General features: G+C 28.9%; 20 protein-coding genes and 1 pseudogene. 5 read left to right on the top strand and 16 right to left on the bottom strand.

Annotated features, from left to right (window positions below):
• Positions 1 to 13: 13 nt before the first annotated feature.
• The 13 genes from IR151_RS10285 to IR151_RS10225 all read right to left on the bottom strand — a co-directional run bounded on the left by IR151_RS10285 (position 14) and on the right by IR151_RS10225 (position 12,807).
• The gene (locus IR151_RS10285; RefSeq protein WP_227434436.1) at positions 14 to 1,417 is read right to left on the bottom strand and encodes a cell wall-binding protein Cwp9; all 1,404 of its coding nucleotides are present in this window, start codon (positions 1,415 to 1,417) and stop codon (positions 14 to 16) included.
• 475 nt (positions 1,418 to 1,892) lie between these two features.
• Positions 1,893 to 3,782, bottom strand: a complete 1,890-nt coding sequence (locus tag IR151_RS10280; protein ID WP_227434435.1) for a cell wall-binding protein Cwp8 — start codon at positions 3,780 to 3,782, stop codon at positions 1,893 to 1,895.
• A 312-nt stretch (positions 3,783 to 4,094) separates the two neighbouring features.
• Positions 4,095 to 4,238 carry a six-cysteine ranthipeptide SCIFF gene (gene scfA / locus IR151_RS10275; protein ID WP_009891067.1) on the bottom strand — a complete coding sequence of 48 codons (144 nt, stop codon included), beginning with the start codon at positions 4,236 to 4,238 and terminating at the stop codon, positions 4,095 to 4,097.
• Positions 4,239 to 4,303: 65 nt separating this feature from the next.
• Entirely contained in the window at positions 4,304 to 4,666 is a 363-nt protein-coding gene (locus IR151_RS10270) for a TIGR04086 family membrane protein (protein WP_227434434.1), read from the bottom strand.
• Between the two features lie 57 nt (positions 4,667 to 4,723).
• Complete coding sequence (yajC, locus tag IR151_RS10265) at positions 4,724 to 5,017, bottom strand: preprotein translocase subunit YajC (RefSeq protein ID WP_227434433.1); 294 nt, start codon at positions 5,015 to 5,017, stop codon at positions 4,724 to 4,726.
• Positions 5,018 to 5,150: 133 nt separating this feature from the next.
• Positions 5,151 to 6,272, bottom strand: a complete 1,122-nt coding sequence (tgt, locus tag IR151_RS10260) for a tRNA guanosine(34) transglycosylase Tgt (protein ID WP_227434432.1) — start codon at positions 6,270 to 6,272, stop codon at positions 5,151 to 5,153.
• A 77-nt stretch (positions 6,273 to 6,349) separates the two neighbouring features.
• Positions 6,350 to 6,835: a phosphate-starvation-inducible PsiE family protein gene (locus IR151_RS10255; RefSeq protein ID WP_227434431.1), complete on the bottom strand. Its 486-nt coding sequence runs from the start codon at positions 6,833 to 6,835 to the stop codon at positions 6,350 to 6,352.
• An 11-nt stretch (positions 6,836 to 6,846) separates the two neighbouring features.
• Positions 6,847 to 7,872: a tRNA preQ1(34) S-adenosylmethionine ribosyltransferase-isomerase QueA gene (gene queA / locus IR151_RS10250; protein ID WP_227434430.1), complete on the bottom strand. Its 1,026-nt coding sequence runs from the start codon at positions 7,870 to 7,872 to the stop codon at positions 6,847 to 6,849.
• Positions 7,873 to 8,188: 316 nt separating this feature from the next.
• A complete protein-coding gene (gene ruvB, locus IR151_RS10245) occupies positions 8,189 to 9,208 on the bottom strand; it encodes a Holliday junction branch migration DNA helicase RuvB (RefSeq protein ID WP_227434429.1) in 1,020 nt (339 codons plus the stop codon).
• A 72-nt stretch (positions 9,209 to 9,280) separates the two neighbouring features.
• A complete protein-coding gene (gene ruvA / locus IR151_RS10240) occupies positions 9,281 to 9,883 on the bottom strand; it encodes a Holliday junction branch migration protein RuvA (protein ID WP_227434428.1) in 603 nt (200 codons plus the stop codon).
• Complete coding sequence (gene ruvC, locus IR151_RS10235; protein WP_227434427.1) at positions 9,876 to 10,385, bottom strand: crossover junction endodeoxyribonuclease RuvC; 510 nt, start codon at positions 10,383 to 10,385, stop codon at positions 9,876 to 9,878. The genes ruvA and ruvC overlap by 8 nt, the downstream gene beginning before the upstream one ends.
• 129 nt (positions 10,386 to 10,514) lie before the next feature.
• Positions 10,515 to 11,765 carry a transposase gene (locus IR151_RS10230; protein WP_227434426.1) on the bottom strand — a complete coding sequence of 417 codons (1,251 nt, stop codon included), beginning with the start codon at positions 11,763 to 11,765 and terminating at the stop codon, positions 10,515 to 10,517.
• Positions 11,766 to 12,177: 412 nt separating this feature from the next.
• On the bottom strand, positions 12,178 to 12,807 hold the full coding sequence (locus tag IR151_RS10225) for a BofC C-terminal domain-containing protein (RefSeq protein WP_227434425.1): 630 nt from the start codon (positions 12,805 to 12,807) through the stop codon (positions 12,178 to 12,180).
• A gap of 202 nt (positions 12,808 to 13,009) precedes the next feature.
• Here IR151_RS10225 and IR151_RS10220 point away from each other — a divergent pair, with 202 nt between their 5' ends.
• Both IR151_RS10220 and IR151_RS10215 read left to right on the top strand, forming a co-directional pair.
• The gene (locus tag IR151_RS10220) at positions 13,010 to 13,333 is read left to right on the top strand and encodes a DUF1540 domain-containing protein (RefSeq protein ID WP_227434424.1); all 324 of its coding nucleotides are present in this window, start codon (positions 13,010 to 13,012) and stop codon (positions 13,331 to 13,333) included.
• A 284-nt stretch (positions 13,334 to 13,617) separates the two neighbouring features.
• Positions 13,618 to 14,448: a putative ABC transporter permease gene (locus IR151_RS10215; protein WP_227434423.1), complete on the top strand. Its 831-nt coding sequence runs from the start codon at positions 13,618 to 13,620 to the stop codon at positions 14,446 to 14,448.
• Between the two features lie 106 nt (positions 14,449 to 14,554).
• Here the strand turns inward: IR151_RS10215 and IR151_RS10210 are convergent, their stop codons facing one another.
• The 3 genes and pseudogenes from IR151_RS10210 to garR all read right to left on the bottom strand — a co-directional run.
• Entirely contained in the window at positions 14,555 to 15,991 is a 1,437-nt protein-coding gene (locus tag IR151_RS10210; RefSeq protein ID WP_227434422.1) for a four-carbon acid sugar kinase family protein, read from the bottom strand.
• Positions 15,992 to 16,049: 58 nt separating this feature from the next.
• Positions 16,050 to 17,432, bottom strand: a complete 1,383-nt coding sequence (locus IR151_RS10205; RefSeq protein WP_227434421.1) for a gluconate:H+ symporter — start codon at positions 17,430 to 17,432, stop codon at positions 16,050 to 16,052.
• 147 nt (positions 17,433 to 17,579) lie between these two features.
• Positions 17,580 to 18,488, bottom strand: a pseudogene (gene garR / locus IR151_RS10200) (2-hydroxy-3-oxopropionate reductase); the annotation flags it as partial.
• A 399-nt stretch (positions 18,489 to 18,887) separates the two neighbouring features.
• Here garR and IR151_RS10195 point away from each other — a divergent pair.
• From IR151_RS10195 to IR151_RS10185, 3 genes are all read left to right on the top strand, one after another.
• The gene (locus IR151_RS10195; RefSeq protein WP_227434419.1) at positions 18,888 to 19,559 is read left to right on the top strand and encodes a GntR family transcriptional regulator; all 672 of its coding nucleotides are present in this window, start codon (positions 18,888 to 18,890) and stop codon (positions 19,557 to 19,559) included.
• Between the two features lie 100 nt (positions 19,560 to 19,659).
• Positions 19,660 to 20,208, top strand: coding sequence for an L-2-amino-thiazoline-4-carboxylic acid hydrolase (locus IR151_RS10190; RefSeq protein ID WP_227434418.1), 549 nt, complete (start codon positions 19,660 to 19,662; stop codon positions 20,206 to 20,208).
• Positions 20,209 to 20,471: 263 nt separating this feature from the next.
• Complete coding sequence (locus IR151_RS10185; RefSeq protein ID WP_227434417.1) at positions 20,472 to 20,780, top strand: hypothetical protein; 309 nt, start codon at positions 20,472 to 20,474, stop codon at positions 20,778 to 20,780.
• Positions 20,781 to 20,809: the final 29 nt, after the last annotated feature.

The raw sequence follows: 20,809 nt of genomic DNA, 5'->3' as shown, positions 1-20,809 counted from the left end.
TCATAACAAATATTTATTCTTTATATCTTCCATAAAACTCATGTGTTGCGTATATAGTCTTATCCCCCGTTATGGCTATTCCAAATCCCATTATTTCATATCCTTTATGTAGCATATTGGTACCTTCTTCAGGATTTGTCTTCCACTCATTGAAAATAAAATTTCCTATATCATCTGCATCTCTATTTGTATAAACGGGTTTATCTGGAATTTTATATTTAATTATATTTTCACCTTGAACTGCAACATATCCAGATTTAATCTCACTCCAATCTAAGTACTTTAGAAAAGTAGAGTATGAGTTTTTGCCATTTATTGTGTGAGATAAAGTCTTCTTATTTGCCATTAAATTAGACCAATCATTTGCTAATCCCTCTAATCTACTTGCTACAGATAACTCTTTTACTCCGTTTTCTTTTCTATATTGTCTTATATGAGCATACACTTTTCCCTTTATTCTGTCCTTAAATGCTCTATCATTTGGATTATAATATAGTCCTTGTTGATTTGGAGAAGCTTGATTTATACACTGTTTGATTACATTCTGATTTATCCCTCCAAGTACTGTAAGTTTATCTGCTCCACTTAAAATACTCTTATTGCTACCATTTTCTACTAATACTACAGGAGCATTTTTTGCTATTGTAGAAGCAACTAATGCATCCGTTAATTGTAGACCCTTGCTTAAGTAAAACTCTTTACTGTTTTTATAAAACTCTTGTATAACTCTCTTATTGGTGTCAAACCTATCTGTTCCACCTAACCTAACAGAATTTGTACTTTTGACCAATTCATCACTTATTATTTCACTAGTACCAAGTGCATAACTCTTTAATCCTGTAGTATCAAATCCTACACTATTTCCATCTGTAAGTATTATAGGTACTCCATCTCTTGCAGCTACTGGTGATGCACTTATTGCATCTGCTTCTCCTGTAATTCCATTAGCTATAATTACCTTATCAATAGGCTTGATTTCTTTGATTTTCTCAGCTATTTTTACGCTCGTATCAAATCTATTTTCACCAAATATTCTTTGTACAACCTTCTTTTTAGAAAGTAATTGATTTTCAATATTTTTACTTATTGTCGATTCTGAACCTATTATATATACAGTGTTTGCTTTGTTCAGTCTTTCCATAGTAGTACTTGGAATTTGATTTTGTTTTGTCATTAAAATAGGCGCATTTAAAGCTCCAGCTAAACCACTTGCACTAAGACCATCTGCCAAGCTATTATCTGAATTAATTAGTATTGCTGTATTATAGCTTTGTTTATCTGCTATTTTTGCTGCTGTTTCATACCTGTCATTACCTTTTATTTGTTCAACGGATGTCAACGCATTTACTATAGGAGTATTTACCATTACTAAAGATAGTGTAAGTCCTATAGCTAATATCTTTTTACTATTCTTCATATTATTATTTACCCCCAATATATTTTTCGTATTTTTTATCAATAATTTTATCCATTCTCAATAAAAAGTTACAGTTTTGTTACCATATTTTATATATAATACCATAGTTATCCATATAACTCAAATACTATAATTAAAGTCTTTATTCTCCGTAAATTCAAAACATTATAACTTATTTTATTTAATTAAGTAATAAATTCAAAATAATATATGTTAATAAGATGTTTAATCATTATAAACAATATCTTTTATAATATGAATTTTACAGTATTATAATCAAAAAATAAAAAAATAAGATATCTCAAATTAAATCTAAATGAGATACCTTATTGTTATTCTTTTTATTTCATTATTTATATATATTTTATATTGTAGACATCATATCTTATCTAAGCATCTTGTATAAATGTACATTATAGACATTCTATATTATCTAAACAAACTTATAATATCAATTTTTATATACTATTAGTTCTTATTTAAATAAGTTTATTTTTTCTGCTATTTTCTCAATAGCATTTTTAGCTATTCCTTCACCTATTTGTACTAACTTAGTAGCATTTTTAAGTCTTAACTCAACTACTTCTTCCTGTGACTTAGAAAGTTCTTCTGTAGTTAATACTATTGGTGCTTTTGAACTAGCTGCAAGTGGTGCTGCTGTAAGTGCATCAACTAATTGTCCATTTCCACCTACATAACCGTCTTTTGCAACATATGCTTTAGTTGCTCCTGCATAGTACTTGTTGATTACTTTAGCATTAGTATCTTTTCTGTTTTCTCCAGCTAGTCTTTCAACTTTGTTGTTTAAATCTATTTCCACTAATTTATCTTCAACTTCTTTTGATACAGAATTCTCTCCACCAACAATTTCTAATTCTTTTCCTTTTAATAATTTTTCAGCACTTGCATCTAACTCGTTACCTGTAACTATTATTGGAGCTCCAAATTGAGCAGCTCTAGCAGATATACTCATAGCATCTGCTTCTCCATTTCCACCTACTACAAATGCAGTTTTAAATGTATCTTTTAATTGTTTTGCTATTTCTAAAGAAGTTTCAAATCTATCATCTCCAGAAACTCTCTCAACTTTACTTACACCCAATTTAGAAAGTTTTTCTTCAGTTTCTTTTGATATTTTAGATTCTCCACCTACTATATATATTTTCTTAGAAGATAAGTTACTTCCAAGTACTCTTAATATCTCAGCTTCTATTTCTGATGGTAATGAATCTTTTTTAGATAATAGTATTGGTGCATTTTTTTGAGATGCAAGTGGTGCTGATGCTAATCCATCAACTATAGCATCTTCTCCAACTAAAATTATTGAATCTGCTTCTCCATCTTTGAATCTTTCCTTACTAACTTCTACTGCTGTTGTAAATCTTGAATCTCCAGATAAAACTTCTACTTTTAATTCTTTTCCGTCTTTTACATCAGTTAGTACTTTGTGTAAATCTCTAACTAATTTATGGTTTTTACTTGATATACTTATTGTTTCTGGCTTTTCATTTGTCTTACTTAAAACCATATCAAAGCTTGACTTTTCTGGCTTATCTTTGTCATCACTATTTTCTTGTTCTTGAGTAAGTATTGCTTCATTCTCAAATGTTAAAGTATATCCATTTTTAACTTTATTAACTATTTCTCTACCTAATGTAGTTAATCTAACTCCATCAAATAAATCTTCTGCTGATATGTCTTGTAAATCTGCATTTTTAACTGTTATTGTATGTAATTCTTTTGATTCTATATCGCTGTAACGCTTTTCATAGCCTTCAAAAGTACCTTCTTCTGATGTTACTGGTTTTGCAAAGTCTAAATGTTGGTCTCCTACATTTACTGTAATTGTATTTTTTGAATCTTTCGCTCTTTTTACTTCAACTGTGCTAGTAGACTTTATAGTTGCTGTTAACTTGCTATCAGAATCTTCTGCTAAAGTTGCATTGAAAGCATTAACTGCATCTACTATTTCTTGAGCTGTTTTGTAGTTTTCAATTTTATAGTCAACTACTTTTCCACCTATAGTTTGATGACCTTTATCTTGTATAGTAACTTTTAAACTTTGTCCTTCTACTAATGAGTTTATCTTGTTTTGTAATTGAGTTGCATTAGTTAAGTTTACATTATCTACTTTTATATCATAAACTCTATCATTTACATTTGCTCCTGCTTTTGTCTCTTCAAACTTAATCTCTAATGCTTTTCTAACCTCTTCGATTAGTTTAGTAGAATCTTTTGCACTTACTGTGTAATTTTTATCAACATTTTCTGACACAGTGTTGTCTGCGAATATTGGTGCTGCTGCACTCATAACTGTAGCTCCTGCCATTACTATTGCCATACTTCTCTTTTTGTTACTTAACATATTTATGTCCTCCGAATATTGTATTTAATTTTTTATATTCGTATTTCCCACATATAGATAATATTATATATAATATTATTTATCAATACATTTTATAAGTTTACATAATTTACTAATGCATATATTAGAAATATAAGAATAAAAAGTTAGATTTTGAATATATAAAAAATTAAACACTAACAAGTCAAACCTTATTTTTTATAAACATATTAAACATTTTATATGGAGACAAAAAATAAAAAAGGATACCTCATTAATGATAAAAGAACCATTTTGAGATACCCTCTTACAAACAACTAAATCAATAATTTTCTATCTTTCACACTCTTGATTTGCAACTGTACAAGAAGTTTTACAAGCTGATTGACAAGAAGTTTGACACTCTCCACATCCACCTTTTGCAGCACTTTGCTTTAAAGTAGCTTGAGATAAAGTTTTTACATGTTTATTTTCCATTTTCAACGCCTCCATTTCTAATTGTTTCCTATTGATTATATCACAAAACCACTTTAATATAAACTCTATTTAAAATTGACACCTAATACGCCTCCAATACCTCCTGCTGCTGATATAAGCAATAACTTATAAATCATTCCTACTTCAAATATGAAGCTCTCTTGTGCTAAAAACACAGTCAAAAAAATACACACTATGTACAAAAGTCCAACTAAAAGTCCATACATAAGTCCCTTTTCTTGCATGTGTTTTGAAGTGTAAAAACCGCCTATAGCTGCAGAAATAGTAGTTATAAATGATGCAACCATAGTTATATTATCTCCACCAATATCTGTAAATGTCAAAAATAAGTTATACACTAATAAAACAGCCAAAGTTATTATATATGCATATCCCAAACCTTTAAAAATATAATTAGATTTTCCCATAAAAAAACCTCCTCTCAAATTAATATATATTCGAGAAAAGGCTTTTAAATTACTATTTTACTGTTCTTCTATTTCTTCTTTTCTAGATTGAACTGTCCCTATAGCCCATTTTTCAAATGGAACTTTAGTTCTGTTTGGTCCTAATTCTAATATTACAACATCATCTTCAACTTTAGCTACATTAGCTACTATTCCACCTATTGTAATGACTTTGTCTCCTACACCTAGGCTACTTCTCATTTCTTTCAATTGTTTGTCTTTTTTCTTTTGAGGTCTAATCATTAGGAAATAAAAGATTGCAATTACTACTACCCATAGACCTATACTCATCATTATTTGTTGCTGTGGCATTAATTTTTCACTCCTTTGTAAATTATACTCTTTTGCAAATCGTAATAAATGTTTATACAACAATTTACTTTCTTTAGCTTTGAGTACTATTGAATATTATATATTAAAATGATTATAATTAATAGTGCAAAACCTATATTTCATATCCATATTTTGCAAAAAATTCATTTCTAAAATCAAGTAATCTATCTTCCATTATTGCTTGTCTTATTTGTTTCATTAAATTTAGTAAAAAGTGAAGATTATGAGTAGTTATCAATCTTGCACCCAGTATTTCATTTGCTTTTACAAGATGTCTTATATAGGCTCTTGAATAATTTTTACAAGCATAACAATCACATTCAGGGTCAAGTGGAGTAAAGTCTTCAGCATAAGTTGCATTTCTAACTACTACTTTACCTTGACTAGTCATTGCAGTTCCATTTCTAGCTATACGAGTAGGTAAAACACAGTCAAACATATCTACTCCTCTTATAACACCTTCCACTAAATCATCTGGACTACCAACTCCCATTAAGTATCTTGGTTTGTCCTTTGGCATAAATGGAGTTGTGTGTTCTAGTACATCGTACATAAGTGGCTTTGGTTCTCCAACACTAAGTCCACCAATCGCATATCCAGGTAAATCAATGCTTGTTATTTCTTTCGCTGATTGCTCTCTTAAATCTTTATACATTCCACCTTGTATTATACCAAATAAAGCTTGCTTGTCTGTATTATTATGGGCATCTTTACATCTTTTTAACCATCTTGTTGTTCTTTCTAATGAATTCTTTACATACTCTCTATCTGCTGGGTATGGCGCACACTCATCAAATGCCATCATTATGTCTGAACCTAACGCATTTTGTATTTCCATAGCTTTTTCTGGAGTTAAAAAATGTTTTGAACCGTCTAGGTGTGACCTAAATTCTACACCTTCTTCTTTTATCTTTCTCAAAGGCCCTAAGCTAAATACTTGAAATCCTCCACTATCTGTAAGTATTGGCTTATCCCAGTTCATAAACTCATGAAGTCCACCAGCTTTTTTTATAAGTTCATGTCCTGGTCTCATATATAGATGATAAGTGTTACTAAGTATTATTTGTGAGCCAATCTCTTTTAATTCTTCTGGTGTCATAGACTTTACTGTTGCTTGAGTCCCAACAGGCATAAATATTGGTGTTTCTATAATCCCATGTGGCGTGTGTAATCTTCCAAGCCTTGCACCACTTTGTTTACAAGTTTTTATCAGTTCGTATCTTACTGCGTACATAAATATCTCCTTAATAATTTTTATTTCTAGTTATTCATAACATATATTTTCACTAATCTAAATATCTAATATATTTTCTAAATAGATTTATCTTTATCTTCTTTACTTTGTTGTTCTTTGATTGCTTCTTCATCATGAATACTCGTTATATTAAGAGTACTCTTGTCTTTTGTTACTAAAAACTTTTTTATAGCAAATAGTCCTGCAATAGCTATAACTCCAATTAAAACATCTATCATTCCTTCATTTTTAGGAAGCAATAACATTTTTCTAGCTATAGCATATAGTAGTGCCTCAATAAATGCTCCTGGTATATGAAGTGATAGCATTACTACAAGCTCAACACCTATCACCAAAAGTAATATTTGTGCTAAGAAATCATTAAGCTGACTGTATTGTACTGGGTTTTGAAAATCAACTATATATGCTCCCCACATAAGTCTTAATACATCTATTGTACCTAAAAATACTGCTATTAAAACTACTACTGCTAATACACGTTCAAAGATAAAAGCAATCTTTAATATAGGGTTATTCTTTTTTTGTTTTTGTAAGCTATGCATCTATTCCCTCCCTACTTTATAATCATAGCATCTCCAAAACTGAAGAATCTATATCTTTCTTTTACTGCCTCATTATATGCATTTAAAACATTTTCTTTTCCACAGATAGCACTTACTAACATGATTAAGGTAGACTCTGGTAAATGGAAATTAGTTATAAGTCTATCCAAAACCTTAAATTTATAACTTGGATATATAAATATATCTGTCCATCCACTAGTTTCTTTCATCTTGCCATTTTCATCACAAGCTGATTCTATAGTCCTACAACTAGTAGTTCCAACACATACTACATTGTTCCCATCTTTTTTTGCTCTATTTATTTTGTCAGCTGCCTCTTGACTAACCATATAATATTCTGAATGCATCTTATGATTTAAAACATCATCTACTTTTACTGGCCTAAAAGTACCTAAACCAACGTGTAAAGTTATAAATGCTATATCTACACCTTTTTCTTTTATTTCATTTAATAATTCTTCTGTAAAGTGTAGACCTGCTGTAGGTGCCGCTGCTGAGCCATTATGTTTTGAGTAAACAGTTTGGTATCTTTCTTTTTCCTCTAATCTAGCAGTTATATATGGAGGAAGTGGCATATTTCCAAGCTCATCTAAAATCTCTTCGAAAATTCCATCATAATGAAACTTTATAATTCTTGAACCTTCATCTGATAAATCTACAACTTCTCCAATTAATTTCCCATTTCCAAAAGAAAACTTAGTTCCCACTTTTGCTCTTTTACCTGGCTTTACTAAAGCTTGCCAAGTATCTTCCTCTGTTCTTTTTAATAATAAAAATTCAATTTTTCCACCAGTCTCAAGTTTTTCCCCTATTAATCTAGCAGGTATAACTCTAGTATTATTTAAAACTAAACAATCTCCTGGATTTAAATATTCTATTATATCTCTAAATACTTTATGCTCAATTTCTCCTGTTTCTTTATCTAATACCATCAATCTTGAACTAGCTCTATCTTCTATAGGAACTTGAGCTATAAGTTCCTGTGGTAAATCAAATTTAAAATCACTTGTTTTCAATGTCAAACTTCCTCTCTTAAAATTTCTCTAGCTACAATAATATCAAAAAAACAACTTATTTTCTACAATATTACCATAATCTATCAATAAATCTCTATTTTTAACATACAGCATATCCACAATATATAGATATTTTTCCACGTTATACACGTCTTATCCACAATATATAGATACAATACACACATTTTTCCTTGTATTTATCCACAGTATCTACAGATATAATTACCATTTTGTGGATATGTTTGAATTTTTGCCCATTTTAGAAATATTTTAATTTAATGATTATTTTTTTAATTGATACCTCTTTCTTCTATTCTTATCTATCGCTAGGATAAGGTATTTTTAGATGTTCATAGGCTAATGGCATGGCTACTCTACCTCTAGGCCCTCTATTTATAAACCCTAGTTGAAGTAAATACGGCTCATACACATCTTCTATTGTATTCCTATCTTCACCAATTGAAGCTGCTAACGTATCAAGACCTACAGGACCACCCCTAAATTTTTCTATTATAGTTATAAGAAGCTTTTCATCCACAAAATCAAGACCTAAATTATCAACTCCTAAAAGTTCAAGAGCATCCTTTGCAACTTCATCAGTTATCCTTCCATCAGCCCTAACCTGTGCAAAATCTCTAACTCTTTTTAGCAATCTATTTGCTATTCTTGGAGTTCCTCTTGAGCGTTTTGCAAGCTCTAAAGCTCCTTGAGATTGTATTTCTGCATCTAAAATATTTGATGACCTAAGCACTATTTTTGAAAGTTCATCAACTGTATAATAATCTAATTTACAAATAACACCAAATCTATCTCTAAGTGGATTTGTAAGCATACCAGCTCTTGTAGTAGCTCCAATAAGTGTAAACTTAGGAAGGTCAAGCCTTATACTTCTCGCAGATGGTCCTTTTCCTATTATTATATCTAAACAAAAATCTTCCATTGCTGGATACAATACTTCTTCAACACTCCTATTGATTCTATGTATCTCATCTATAAATAAAACATCATTTTCATTCAAATTTGTAAGTATAGCTGCTAAGTCTCCGGCTCTCTCTATTGCAGGTCCTGATGTAATCCTCAAATTTACTCCCATCTCATTAGCTATTATACTTGCTAGTGTAGTTTTTCCAAGCCCTGGTGGCCCATATAAAAGTACATGGTCTAACTGCTCATTTCTTGATTTTGCTGCCTCTATAAATATACTAAGTTGCTCTTTGGATTTTTCTTGACCCAAATAATCTTCTAGTGTTTTTGGTCTTAAACTATTTTCTATATCTATATCTTCCACCTTCATAGTAGAAGTTATTATCCTATTTTCATCTTCAAAATCTTGCATTTATACCCCTCCTTCCGTAATTTTGCAAATCTACTTTATTTTAAATATTATTTTACATTCACAAATTAAATGCTACTTCATAGATTTACTCATTATATATGTAAGTGCTTTTTTTATAATGTCTTCTGTATTCATACCATCTTTTTTACATTTTTGAACTGCCTCTTTTGATTCTGCTAAGGTATACCCCAAAGCTACAAGTGCATCTATAGATTCATCTTGAGATATGAAAGTAGGTTTTTGTGATAATAATGTTGGTTCAAATTCTATATTATTTTTATCTACTTTATCTTTAAGTTCTAAAACGATTCTCTCTGCTGTCTTTTTACCAACGCCTGGAGCTTTAGATAGTTTCCCAACATCTTCGCTTAAAATATAAGCTCCTAGTTGCGCTGGTGATGCAAATGATAGTATTGAAAGCCCCACCTTAGGTCCTATTTTTGATACAGATGTAAGCAATTCAAACATCTTTAATTCTTCCCTGCTTGCAAAACCGCAAAGACTCATATCATCTTCTCTTACTATTAGTTTAGTATATATTTTTGCAGTATTCCCTATTTGCAAATTCATTATTGTATTGGATGACACATTTATCTTATATCCTATATCATTGTTTTCAACAACTATACTGTCTATATAAATTTCTTCTACTGTACCTTTTATATAACTATACATACTTCCCACCTATATTCTTTAAAGTTTTTTCAAGTTTATTTGAATGAGCATGGCAAATAGCCACAGCTAGAGCATCTGCAACATCATCTGGCTTTGGAACTTTTTTTAAACTTAAAAATGAGGTTACCATCTGTTGAACTTGTGCTTTGTCTGCTCTACCATATCCAACTACACCTTGTTTTACTTGAAGCGGAGTGTATTCATATATTGGTTTACCATTATGTGCACAAGCAAGCATAGTAACCCCTCTAGCCTGTGCTACTGTTATAGCAGTCTTTACATTCTTGTTAAAGAATAGTTCCTCCATTCCAACTTCATCTATATTGTAATTCTTTACTATTGTATCAATTCCTTTATATACAAGTTCTAACCTCTTAGAGATATTCATATGCGCAGGTGTTGTCACTGCTCCATAATCTATTACTTTAAATTTACTATTTTTATATTCAATTATACCATATCCAACTATGGCTATACCTGGGTCAATCCCCAATATCATCATTTTAAAAAATTCCTCCTAAAAATAAAAGAAATACCAAAATGTATTTCTCATAAAAACTTATGTTCTAAATTATTATACCCTGAACCTCCCACGACTAAAATCGCAGAGTTCGATTACGTTCAAAATAACCTAAGCTACTTTGATACGTACAGGCGTGTCCAGTTCGCCCCTACTGTATAGTCCATCTAAGGACACAACATTACTTTTTCTCAAAATATTTAATGCACCATTGACATCAGCATTTAAAATCATTCCTTTTTTAGTTTGATACAATCCTCTTTTAATTCTTTTTCCAGAGAAATCATACTCCTTTGGATTATCGTCATTATAAGCTGGTATAATATCTTTATCAAAAAAGCTAGCTTTGGAAGTATAACTTTCTTCTTGTTTTAAAAAAGTAATTCCATATAGTTTACATAGATATTCTAATTTATCACGTAATTTACCAAAAGGAATATGTACAAATGTTTGATTATTAACTTTCCCGATATTACTTCTGTATTGAAAAGTTTCATTATACCCACAAACTAAAATACCAATATCATTTTTTAAACAATAATTAATAATAATACGAGCTGTTTTAGCCATATAATCATTTACTTTATTGTTTCGATTGCGAGTATTCGATTTTTGTCGATTGGTATTTCGTTTTACATACCCCTGTAAATCTTTAATACTTTGAAGTCGTGCATTTTGTTTATTATACCATTGATTTATTGATTTTAAACGCTTTCCATCAACAATAAAACTTTCACCAGTAGAAGTAATACAAGTTGCTAAATTATTAATTCCAAAATCAATTGCTAGTACTTTGTTTTTATTTAATTTTCTTTGTTCTTCTTTCACTTCGTAAGTGTATTGAATTTCAAAGAACCTAGCTTTTGCTTTTGGTATAATACGAATTTCCTTAATTTTCTTATCTTTAAGAATTGGCGGAATCGTTATTATAACTTTTTTATGTTCTTTTCCAAATTGACGTGAATATGGAATTATTAATTGATTATTATTTAATCGAACAAAACCAATGACAAGTGTAGTAAATCCATCTTTTGGAAGATAATGTGGTAATTTTATATCTTTGAAAGAATATTTACCTTTTTTCACTAATTTAAGCAGTCCAAAAAAAGACTTAAATGAACCATCTACTTCCTTCAAAATTTGTTGAGCCATATTGGAATTTAAATTTTTGTAATTAGGACTATCTTTCAGAAGAACATAATTCTTTTCATAATTTAGATATTCGCCTTCTTGGAAGTAATATTGCCTAATATTATAGATTGCTTCATTAGCTAAATTTTTAGCTATACGAGAAAGCTCTTTAATATTCTTATAATCTTCCTTTGAAAGATGTTTTACCTGCTGTTTTACAGTTAAATACATGATATATATCACTTCGCTTTCTAAGATGATTATAACATATCTTTACTGTAAAGCCAATGTTTTGGTAAAAAACAATGACAGTAGAGAAAATTTAACCTGTAGCTAAATTCTACATTAATCGTATTAGAGGTTGTCGTTCACATAAGCTTTAGGGGTTTCCAGCAATTCAAGTGGTATATTGGATAGATTGTTTACTATCTCTACATACAAACTTCTCTATACGCTTACTATTTCCCTAATTCATCTCATGACTAAAGTCACGAGTATTCTTAGAGATTTAATAAAATCAAATAAAAAAGTTATATCAAAGCGAACTTCTCACTCCAATATAACTTTTATATTTAGTACAAATAAATTATTGTATTTTAATAGGCATTAAATATGTTTTGAATCTTAATATCAATTTGAAATATTAACTTGCAAAATCTTCTAATCTTGAATAGGCCTCTTCCTCTGTATCCATAACTACACCTTTTTTAAGTTCATCTTGAACAGTCTTAGGAAGTGAATCTACTCTTATTTTAGTTTTTTCTACTAATGTTTTATTTCCACTATCATCATATTTATACAATGCTATATTTCCATTATCATTTTCAATTGTATATTTACCTTTTATAGTAGTGTTCATTGCTTGTACATCTTTATTATCACTGTTTTTAGATTCTACTAATATGATTTCATTTTTATCCATACTCTTTATTGTTTTAGTTGGATATTCTTGCTTAAAATATGATACTATTTCTGATTTTGTCTTATCTAATAATGACTCTGGAACTACTCCAGCCATCGTAAGTACTCTCTTATAGTTAGTTTCATTCTCACCTTCGCTTTGAAGCCAAACTTCACAGTTTTTATTTAATCCAAAAGCTTCTTTTGATTCTTCATTCATATTCGCACTAGCACTTACAACTTTACCAGTTTGAACTCCATTATTTTTTAACTTTGTTCCTATATAAACTCCACTACTTAATACAAATACTCCTACTAGTACTAATGCAGATATTTTCCAAGGAAATAATTCTTTTTTCTTCTTTTCAAACATTGATTACGCCTCCTTTTTCTATTATTTTCTCCAAGCTGTAAGTTTTTATACAATTTAGGTAAATTTTAGAAGAAAATATATCTGTATTTCAAATTAATCTAAAAATAGATATCTTCTAAAAGGAAGTTTTCTCTTAAATGTTATATTCTTGCAATTATATGGACATAATTTATAATAAATAATAGTTTAGGAGGTAATAACTTTGGAAAGAATCAATTGTAATGTAACTAACTGCTCACATAATAACAGCCATATATGTTATGCAGATAAAATTTTTATAAATGGTGAACAAGCTCATAATGATAGACATACTTGCTGTAGTTCGTTTTTAGATGAATCTATTTATAGTAATCTATCTAATAATGTTAACAATAGAAATTGTGAAGAATTAGTTTGTAGTGTCAAGACTTGTAAGTATAATAAAGATGGTAGCTTATGTAATCTTGATAATATAGTAGTAGCTCCTGAAACTGATAGAGTAAATCTTTACACTGAAACATGTTGTTCTAGTTTTAAATGTAAATAAACAAAATATAAATAATATAGGGTGTCAAAGGTAATCAAAACAATATACTGTAGAGTATCTACAGATATTGATTTGATTATACTTGACACCCTTATTTATTTTAAATAAAATCTCATTATTATAGTTTTGCATATAATATTATAATTGCAATTAAATTTGATAAATTTCTATAAATTGGTATAATCAATATGTAAATTAAATTTAAAGTAATATAGTTAATTGTGAAAGAAAATACCAGATATATAGTATTATATAATGTTATATTAACTAGAAATGAGGTGCTTATGAGTACATTTTATATCCAATTTCTTTATTTTGTAATTTATAGTTTTATAGGGTGGTGTTGTGAGACTACATATTGTTCTGTTTTACAAAAACAATTTGTAAATAGAGGTTTTTTAAATGGGCCATTTTGTCCTATATATGGATTTGGAGCACTAGCAATAGTAGCTACATTAACTCCTTTTGTTCATAATATTCCCTTATTATTTGTGTTTAGTATAATTATCACCAGCATAATGGAGTATTTTACAAGTTTTGTATTAGAAAAAATATTTAATATGAAGTGGTGGGATTATTCCAATCACAAGTTCAACATTCATGGAAGAGTGTGCCTAGAAAATTCACTTATGTTTGGTGTGTTGTCATTAATTGTAATGCTGATAATACATCCTATTGTAGTTGATTTCATAGATTATATTCCTAAAAATATACTATTTATTCTTGGTATATCCATAGAAATTTATTTTGTTTTAGATTTAATAATTACAGTACACACAATTTTACAATTAAATGGTAAATTAAAACAAATCAATCTTATAATTAAGGAATTAAAAGATAAAAAGGAATACTACAAAATTATTACACAAGAAACTATTGAGAATAAACTTGAGACTTTAGAGGATAGATTTGAAATATTAAAAGAAAGAGAAAATTATCGTTATGCTAAAAATAGAATTGAAGAACTTAAAAACAAGCTTAATACTCTACTATCTAGCCACAAATTACTTCATAGACGTATTATTAAGGCGTTCCCTAATATAAGCTCTAATAAGCATAAAGATATTTTAAATAAAATCAAAGAAGATATTAAATCAATCAAAAAAAATAAATAATCTAAATTATATGCCATATTATAATATAAATATTTATAAATACAAATAAGGTTTAGAATATTCTAAAACTTACTATTGACTTATCCTTATTTTTAAATCAAATCTTCTAGCCCATTAATACTTCAACAGCTTCTCTAAGTGTACTAACTTCTCCAACATTTCCAGGGAAAATTATATATGGCATATTAGGAAATTTACTTTCTTCTCCTGTCATCCATACTGGTATACCAGGTTTTATTTGACCCATTACAGTAGCCTTTTTTACTTTTAGCGCCTTAGTTCCAACATCACTAGATGTAATTCCACCTTTTGCTATAATAAAATTTGGTCTTACATTAAGCATACCAACTATACTAGTTACAGCATCTGAAATTTCTACAGAAACCATAAGTTGTTTATCTTTATCATTCGTATCTAAATCAAAACGCTCACGTCTAGTATACACAGCAACAGTCTTTCCATTAGTTATTTTCTCTTCTACAACTTGTATAACTCTTTTTACTTCATTTTTTAATCCATCTTCTCTCAAAACTAAATGTTGATTAAACTCTATAAATTCTATAGGATGTTTACAATTTTTAAGTTCTTCTAGTTGTTGAGTAGTTTTATTTACATGTGAACCAACAAGTATAATACCTCCATTAGTATTATCTTTTGATACTAATTCCTCTTTAGTAAGTAATTCCTTATCACTTACACCTCCAAGTATCTTTGTTATAGCAGCAGCGCTTCTAAATATAAATTCTTTGCCACTGTTTACTGCACGTATAAACGCAATTGTAAATACCTTTACATCTACATAATCTATTGCATTTACAATGATTTTGTTGAAATTCTTTGCCATTTTAAGCTTTTCTGTTATCCTATCAATATTTAAACTTCTAAGTTCCTCTAATGAAATGTATATCATATCACTAGATTTATATTCTCCATTTGTTTTTTCTTCACACCATTCTCCTATATCAGAAGATTTATATCCAAAAGATTTATCTTTTGCAAATTCAGTCATTCCCGCTGGTACAAGCATTTCTCCTTCTTTTACATAATGTACATTGTCTATCGTAAATCTTCCACCTTCTTTGAAAAATGGCATTATTATTTCACCATCAAATATTTTCCCTGATAATTTTTCCACCTCATTTTTCAACAGATTAGTTTCAAGAGGATAATGCCCCCTCATTGTTGAATCACTTCGGCTTATAATAATAAAATCCTTATTAACTTTTTGAGAAATATCCACAATATTTTTTGAAATTTTCTTATGCACTTCTGTTGTTTGAGAAACTGTAAATCCCCTTGAGTTAGTAAGTATAAAAAACATACTATTTTCTTCATCAAAACCTTGTTCTATGCTATTCTTATCCCAATCAGTATATACAGAAACATCATGAACTGTTTGTACTCCAGTTGGGTCATCATCTAATACAATAATTTTTCTATTTAAATTTTTAAGTTCATTTACAAGTAATTTATTTAATTTATCTTCATCTACGTTCTTAAAAGTATCGAGTATATCTATGTTAATTGAATTGACTTCTCTCACTAAAAATCCCCCTTTATGCAATTTATTACAGTATGCATATGTTTAATATTTATATTTTTTATAAGCCTGGAAGTGGTATAATACCATTTATAACACTAAGTAATAAAACCATTGCAAATGCTGTAATACCAGCTATTGTACCTCCTATTGTCCATGAATTTAAAGTATCTTTAACTGACAATCCACTAAATCTTGAAAGTACCCAGAATCCAGAATCGTTTGGAAGAGAAAAACCAACACCACCAGCACATATAGCAAGCCCTACTAAAACTGGTGACATCCCAGTTGCTAAAATTGTCGGTCCTAAAATTGATGATGTAGTCACTAGTGCTACAGTAGCAGAACCCTGAGAAATTCTAAGTAATGCACTTAATAAGAATCCAAGTACTACAACTGATATACTAAGACCAGACATAGTGTCAACTAAGAAGTTTCCTATTCCACTAGCATTTATAACACTACCAAATGCTCCCCCTGAACCTGTTATTAATAGTATCAATCCTGCTGAATCGGCAGCTTCAATAACAACATCTCCCATAGGTTTACTTATGTACTTCTTTAAAAATACTATTGCTACCAATATTCCAAGTAATATTGCTATATTCTTATCGCCTATAAAAGCAAGTATTCCACTCATTTTAGAACCTTTTTCTAAAAACATACTAAATACATTTGATACAAGTATAAGAAGTATTGGGAATAATAAAGAAAACATAGAAACTCCAAAACCAGGGACTTTATTAGAGTTATCATCTTCAAGTTCAATACTCTCTTTTTCTTGTTCTAAATTTTTTTCTCTATTATTTTCGTCAATTGCATAAGCTGGATATTTTTCAAAACGTTTTCCATAAATCCATCCTCCTGCAAGAACTGCTGGAAATGCAACAATTATAGAATAAAGTATAAAACTACCTACATTTGCATTTACATTTGCTGCAACAGCTAAAGGCCCTGGTGTTGGTATTACAAGTGCATGACCTACTATTGTACCAACGCCTAATGCACATACAAAAACCATAAGAGACTTCTTAGTTACTCTCGAAACATATTTAACTATAGGCATCATTATAACAAATGCAGCATCCATAAACACTGGAATTGAAATTAAAAATCCTGCTGTAGTTATAGCTAACGCACTATTTTTTTCTCCAGTTCTAGCCAACAATCCCTTTGCAATAGATTCTGTTGCTCTTGATTCTGAAAGTATATTTCCAAATATTATTCCAAGTCCAATTACAATACCAATACTACCTAATGTATTTCCAAATCCAGTTGATATTGTAGTTGAAATTTCATTTATAGGCATTTTAACCATAAATCCTGTAATTATTGATGTTATAAGTAATGCCAAAAATGGGTTTACTTTAAACTTGATAATTGACACAAGCAAAATTCCTATAGATATAATAAATGCTATCAAAAGTCCATATCCTGTAATCATAATCTTTTCCCCTTTATAATTTACTTTATTATCTCTTGACCTTATTTTTTCTTTTATTATGATATTGTAACTCTATCATCTCTGTATAATATAATCTAAATCTAATTTTTATAATACATATCTACTATATCATCAATATCTTTGCCCTTAGTTATTGTGTTTTTTTATTTCAACACCTGCTAATTTTTCAAAATATTGAGCTATTCCACCATGGTCATCTTCTAAGTGTCCATGTACTTTTAATGTTTGCATAATTTCTAATAGCTGACTTGTCATAGGTAGTGGCACATCCAAATTATGTGCTGTCTGCATTACATTTTTTATATCTTTTAGATTGATAGATATTTTCCCACCTGGTTTAAAATCACGATTCATAATCATTGGTATTTTTGCATCCAATATTGTACTGCCAGCTAAACCTCCCCTTATCGCTTTGTACACTTTTTCTGGGTCTGCTCCTGCTTTGGCTGCAAGTACAAATGCTTCAGATACTGCTGCTATTGTAAGATTAACTATTACTTGATTTGTAAGTTTTGTAACACTTCCACTACCATTATCTCCAATTAAGATAGCTGAGCTTCCCATTATATTAAAGAATGGCTCTACTTTTTTATATACCTCTTCTTTACCACCAGCCATAAAAGCAAGTGTTCCATCAATTGCTTTTGGTTCACCTCCACTTACTGGCGAATCTATAAATTCTAAGTTCATTTGCTTTAATTTTTCTGCACATAACATAGATTCTGTAGGTGTAACTGAACTCATATCTACAATTATACTTCCCTCTTTTAAAGTATTTGTTAAACCATTAGCTCCAAATAATATATCTTGAACAATAGCTCCATTTGGAAGTATTGTAAATACAATCTCACACTCTTCACCTATTTCTGAAAGACTTGCATATTTTGCACCATACGATACAAGCTCATCTACAGCACATTTATTAATGTCATATACTAAAAGATTACATCCATCTTTTAGTAAGTTTTTGGCCATTGGTTTTCCCATTATTCCTAATCCGATAAATCCTAATTTCATTATATACCCCTCCATATTTTCATATTTTTGAAAACGTTTTTTATGATTTAAAGTATACTACACACCAGTATACCGGTCAATATAAAATATAAAAGTATTTATTTTAACAATAAAACACGATTTTTAGATTTATATAATAGATTTTATCTATAATCATTATATTTAACGCATACTATTTATGTTAAATAAACCACACTATTTTTATATTATATTTAATCATACTTTATATTAATTATTTTTCTTTATATCAACTATTTTTATCAATAATTAAGTATCATTCAACTAAACCTTTATTTATATCGCCATATCATCCAATATATAATTTAAATTTCAAAGGATTGACCTTAATTTTACTATGTTGTATTCTTAACATTATATAAGTTTTTGTATTTTTACATTGTTTAGGAGGGGTAAAATATGGCTACATTTAAAAGATTACAAGAACAAGCATATGACTATTTAAAAGAATTAATACTATCTGGTGAAATAATAGAAAATGAAATATATTCTGAAACAAAGCTTGCAAGTGAAATAGGAATCTCAAGAACTCCTATAAGAGATGCTCTTCAAAGACTCAGTCAAGATGGTTTTATAGATATCATTCCAAGTAAGGGTTTCAAAATTCATCAAATCACAGCCAATGAAATTGTAGAGATATTTCAAATACGTTCTGCAATAGAAGGATTTTGTACTTTTTTGATTACGAGCCAATACAAAGAGCCTAGAGCAATTCAAACTATAGATAAATTAAAGTATCTTTTAGATAAACAAAAAGAGATTGTATCAAGTGATAAGAATTTAAACACATTTGCAGAATATGATACTTTATTTCACACAACAATCGTCTCATATGCTCAAAATACTGAATTTGATAAGATGTTCAACAGCTATATGTACAGAATAAAAAAATTAGCTCTTGATTCATTATCACATGAGGGAAGACTAGAAACAACATTAAAAGAGCATACAGATATTTTTAATAATATATCTAATGGATGTACTGAAGATATTTACAAAACAACACTTATTCATATGGAGACTCCTAAATACATCAATTTAGAAGATTTTTGTAATAATAAATTATTTTAATAATCTATTTACATTTACTAAAATGTTATTTATCTCAAATCAATTTCTTATTTATAAAAAATACTCTATAATTATAATGTAACTACTATTATTTTAAGGAGTGATTTTTTTGAACAAAGATACTGTAACTAATGAAACTATTGACAAAGATTATGCTATTGAAGAAGTTCGTATGGCTTGTAAACATTTTGGTGATTTATATTTTTATTTTACCAAAGTATTAGTTGAGGAATTTGGAAATGAAAAAACTGCTGAAATATTAAAAAAAGTTTTGTTTGAAAGATCAGAAGAAAGAGCTATTTCTATGAGAGAAAGAGCCAATGAAAATGGAGATGAATTGATTGCTGACAATATTGCTAGTATAACTGATGTTCCATTTTTAGGTTGGGTTCCTGAATTTGAAGAGTTACACTGTCCTTATGGAGCTTCCTGGCTTTCACGCTTTGAAGAAAATCCTTGGTTTAAGCAGTTTGCATCCCTTTATTGTGATGTTACTGATACCACTGTTGCTGAGGTATTTACAGGAGATACATCACATAAAATAACAAAAAATATTCTATGGGGTGATAAAGTTTGTGAGAGAATATATTTTCATGATGATAATATATCTCAAGGTAAATATACTTACGGAACTAGAAACTGCAAGTAAATAATTTAATTTTTCTATATTTTTATACTATATTTTGTACTTTTTCATATAAATATTATAACTAGTCTTTTATTTTACTTTTGTTTAACTTAAAGATAATTTACTTTTAACTTCTATGAATTAACATATAAGTAATAAAAAATTTATCTTTATAAAATTATAGCCTTTAGGTCTATAATTTACATAATATTTATACTCTTTATAAAATTTTTTAGAAGCTTCTATTGTTATACTATAAAACTATCTTGAGAAAGGCTGATTAAATGTTTAATAAAATATATGAAAAAAAAGAATTTATAGTTTTTCAAGTTAAAAAAGGTTATGTAGTTTATAATACTAGAAAGAATTTTGAAGAAGGTCATACACACTTAAAACATTTTGAAGCAGCAAAGACAGCTATTGACTTAGCTATAAACAAAAAAATTCCTCGAAGTAAAGACGGATATTATCTAACTAGTTTAATTCGAATAAGCGATGATTGTTATTACATTGATAAGTTAAGTGAGTTATTATATGTCAGAGAACAAAAAGGTAAAAAAGAAAAATACTGCAATTCTAGCTATCAGATATAACAAGATTAATTGTCAAATATAAATATTTT

The sequence above is a fragment of the Clostridioides sp. ES-S-0006-03 genome (assembly GCF_020662275.1).
Classification (GTDB): Bacteria; Bacillota; Clostridia; order Peptostreptococcales; family Peptostreptococcaceae; genus Clostridioides.
The sequence above is the reverse complement of the archived record's forward strand: the minus strand, read 5'-3'. Positions and strand labels throughout refer to the sequence as shown.